General features: G+C 43.3%; 2 protein-coding genes and 1 pseudogene. 1 reads left to right on the top strand and 2 read right to left on the bottom strand.

Going from position 1 to position 3,607, the window contains the following annotated elements; translation table 11 throughout:
* A pseudogene (locus HWQ41_RS00155) lies at positions 1-374 on the bottom strand (hypothetical protein); the annotation flags it as partial.
* 376 nt (positions 375-750) lie between these two features.
* Between HWQ41_RS00155 and HWQ41_RS00150 the strand changes: the two are divergent.
* Positions 751-2,145: an SIMPL domain-containing protein gene (locus HWQ41_RS00150; protein WP_292758585.1), complete on the top strand. Its 1,395-nt coding sequence runs from the start codon at positions 751-753 to the stop codon at positions 2,143-2,145.
* 203 nt (positions 2,146-2,348) lie between these two features.
* On the opposite strand, the gene HWQ41_RS00145 is transcribed toward HWQ41_RS00150, so the two are convergent.
* On the bottom strand, positions 2,349-3,515 hold the full coding sequence (locus HWQ41_RS00145; RefSeq protein WP_292758582.1) for a pyridoxal phosphate-dependent aminotransferase: 1,167 nt from the start codon (positions 3,513-3,515) through the stop codon (positions 2,349-2,351).
* Positions 3,516-3,607 lie beyond the last annotated feature (92 nt).

Genomic DNA, 3,607 nt, shown 5'->3' with positions numbered 1-3,607 from the left:
GTGGGGTTCTTGGGGTTTAGTAAGTAATCAAGCGGACATGATATCACTTTCCTCTCTTGGCGATCAAAACTACCAAACTGCCAAATATCTCCAGTAGTCACAGCACCATACAAGATTGGCTCATCTGATTCTATCCACGTATCCAAAGCAATCAACTCCGTCGCTAACTGGGTAAATCCCCGTGTTAAGTCTGCCTGTTTTGCTTCTACCACTAAGACATTGTGTTTTGACTGAAGATAGTAGTCTAAGTCACCTCTGAGATACTGGTTAACTTCGATGGGGTACTCAATATTAACTATTGCTTTTGTGATGTGGGCTACTTCTAATAAAATGGGTGCGATTAGTACTTCTCTTCTAGCCGCTTCACTAGTTATATACCGTGGGTACTCAGCATAGATGAAATCTTGCCTGAAGAAGGCTCACCTACTACCTGATAAATACGTGGAAGCTGTACGTTCTAATATGTCAGACTCTCGCTATCAAGCTTTAGTTCTCACCAACTGTCTCAATCGCAAGATTCAGTTCATACCGTCTTTTTTCCGGCTTAATTGCTACAATTATGACCCTCTTAAGTTCGACGAAATTGTTACGTAATATGGTACGGTGGATTCATGGCTCTCGTAACGCTGTCATACTTAAGTATTTTTTCTACTGGCAGGATACGCTTGAGTGAGCTTTCTTACTTTTGAGACATCCTGTTAGATTAAAACATCAACAGGTTTCAAACATCATTTAAGCAAGGAGAATAAGATGGCTAACACTGCTCAGATATTGAACGTTACTGGTCAAGGAGAAGTCACCGTTCCCACTACTTTAACTGAGGTGCAATTGGGGATTCAAGTAGACGGAAAAACCGCAACCGAAGTTCAAGAAAAAACTGCTCAACGTTCAACAGCAGTAGTTGATGTGCTGCAAAAGCTTGGGGCGCAACAACTTCAAACTACATCTATTCAACTAAATCCCGTCTATAATGATAGTCAAACCCTAACTGGCTTTACAGGACTCAACACACTTCAGTTTGAGTTACCAACGGCTCGAGCTGGGGCAGCAATTGACACAGCTATCCAAGCAGGCGCGAATCTAATACAGAATATAAGCTTCACTCCCTCAGACCAAGCATTGCAGCAGGCACGTTTGCAGGTTCTTAGCGAAGCAGTTAAAGACGCCCAAGCTCAGGCTGGGGCTGTTTTTAGTACCTTGAAGTTAACCCCAGGAAAGATTATTGACATTAATATTAACTCAGATGACAATCCTAGCCCATCTCCTTTGGTGTCTAATGTAATACAGTCCGCTGCAAGAATTGCTACAACTCCTATAATTGGTAGTCCTCAGACGATAGAAGGTAGTGTTTCTCTAGATATCGCTTATTCTCCAAATTCAGCAGGTACTCTCGCTTCGGCTACTCATAATCTCACAGGTGCGAGTAAGCCGGCTCCTGCGATCGTCGATCCCCTGACTGGTAGCACTAATCCAAACACTGCTCAGATATTGAAAGTTACTGGTCAAGGAGAAGTCACCGTTCCCACTACTTTAACTGAGGTGCAATTGGGGATTCAAGTAGACGGAAAAACCGCAACCGAAGTTCAAGAAAAAACTGCTCAACGTTCAACAGCAGTAGTTGATGTGCTGCAAAAGCTTGGGGCGCAACAACTTCAAACTACATCTATTCAACTAAATCCCGTCTATAATGATAGTCAAACCCTAACTGGCTTTACAGGACTCAACACACTTCAGTTTGAGTTACCAACGGCTCGAGCTGGGGCAGCAATTGACACAGCTATCCAAGCAGGCGCGAATCTAATACAGAATATAAGCTTCACTCCCTCAGACCAAGCATTGCAGCAGGCACGTTTGCAGGTTCTTAGCGAAGCAGTTAAAGACGCCCAAGCTCAGGCTGGGGCTGTTTTTAGTACCTTGAAGTTAACCCCAGGAAAGATTATTGACATTAATATTAACTCAGATGACAATCCTAGCCCATCTCCTTTGGTGTCTAATGTAATACAGTCCGCTGCAAGAATTGCTACAACTCCTATAATTGGTAGTCCTCAGACGATAGAAGGTAGTGTTTCTCTAGATATCGCTTATTCTCCAAATTCAGCAGGTACTCTCGATCTAGCTCTTAATGGATTGCAGCGATCTGCTTAATCAGGACTTACGCAACTGTCATAAGGGACTTCCAAGGAATAAATTACTCAACAAAAATCAATATAATTGACATTTCCGAACACGGAACTTCAAGCTCGGAACTCGGAACTTCAAGTTTAAAAATCAACTCCACCCGTTCGAGTTGAAAAGGTGGAGTTAAGAAGTTGGAAAATTGGTAAATTCTCCTCACAAATGACAACTAACTAAATACGCGACTTGACAAATTTCTCTAATCTATCCATTCCCTTTTCAATCGTCGCCATATCTGTGGCGTAGGAAAGGCGAATGTTGTCATCAGCGCCAAAAGCAATTCCGGGAATGACTGCAACTTGGTGTTTTTCTAACAAAGCGTCACAAAACTCTAGAGATTTTAGACCGGTTTTGCTGATATCAGGGAACAGATAAAAAGCGCCATCTGGTTTTGCGGTACTCAATCCGGGAATGGCGTTGAGTCTGTCTAGCATTACCTGTCGGCGTTTAGCGAAGGCTTGGCGCATTTCTTCGACACAATCTTGAGGACTTTCCAAAGCCGCGATCGCACCATATTGAGCAAAGGTACACACATTAGATGTACTATGCCCTTGGATGGTACTCGCGGCTTTAATAATTTCCACTGGCCCCGCTAAATAACCAAGTCTCCACCCAGTCATCGAATAAGCCTTCGCAAACCCATTACTAATCAAAGTGCGGTCAAAAATTTCCTTCCCTAGAGAACCGATGCTGATATGTTCTGCACCGTCGTAGAGGATCTTTTCGTAAATCTCATCAGAGACGACAAGGATATCTGCATCAACTACTACCTTCGCCAGTGCTTTGATTTCATCTGGCGTGTAAACCATCCCTGTGGGATTAGATGGGGAGTTGAGGATAAATAACTTCGTCTTGGGCGTGATTGCTTTACGGAGTTGTTCGGGAGTAATTTTATAATCCGTCGTGGCATCTGTGCGTACAATCACTGAAACTCCACCGACCAAAGTCACCATTTCGGGATAACTTAGCCAATAGGGAGCAGGGATAATTACCTCATCACCTGGATCGATCAGCGCCACAATTAAGTTGTACAGAGAATGCTTACCGCCGTTGCTGACGATCACATTCTCTGACTTATAATCAAGACCGTTATCAATTTTAAGCTTGTGGGCGATCGCTTCCCTTAACTTTGGTTCTCCAGCTGCTGCACCATACTTGGTTTTGCCTTCTTCCAAAGCCTTTACTGCTGCGGCTTTAATATGCGCTGGAGTATCAAAATCTGGTTCTCCAGCGCTAAAACTACAAACATCTATTCCTTCTACCTTCAGTGCCTTAGCCTTGGCTGCGATCGCTAAGGTTAATGAAGGTGTTACCTGACTTACTCTTGCTGCCAGCTTCATTCTTACTATTTTTGGCAAATCTTTCACTGATCTAAGGATATCCCAGAATCCTTACCAATATTTGCTTTTTCTGAATTCGTTGGGGATTGGGG

This window comes from Nostoc sp. NOS(2021), assembly GCF_017115025.1.
GTDB lineage: Bacteria > Cyanobacteriota > Cyanobacteriia > Cyanobacteriales > Nostocaceae > Nostoc.
Note: the sequence above shows the minus strand (reverse complement) of the source record. Positions and strands in the feature narration are given on the sequence as shown.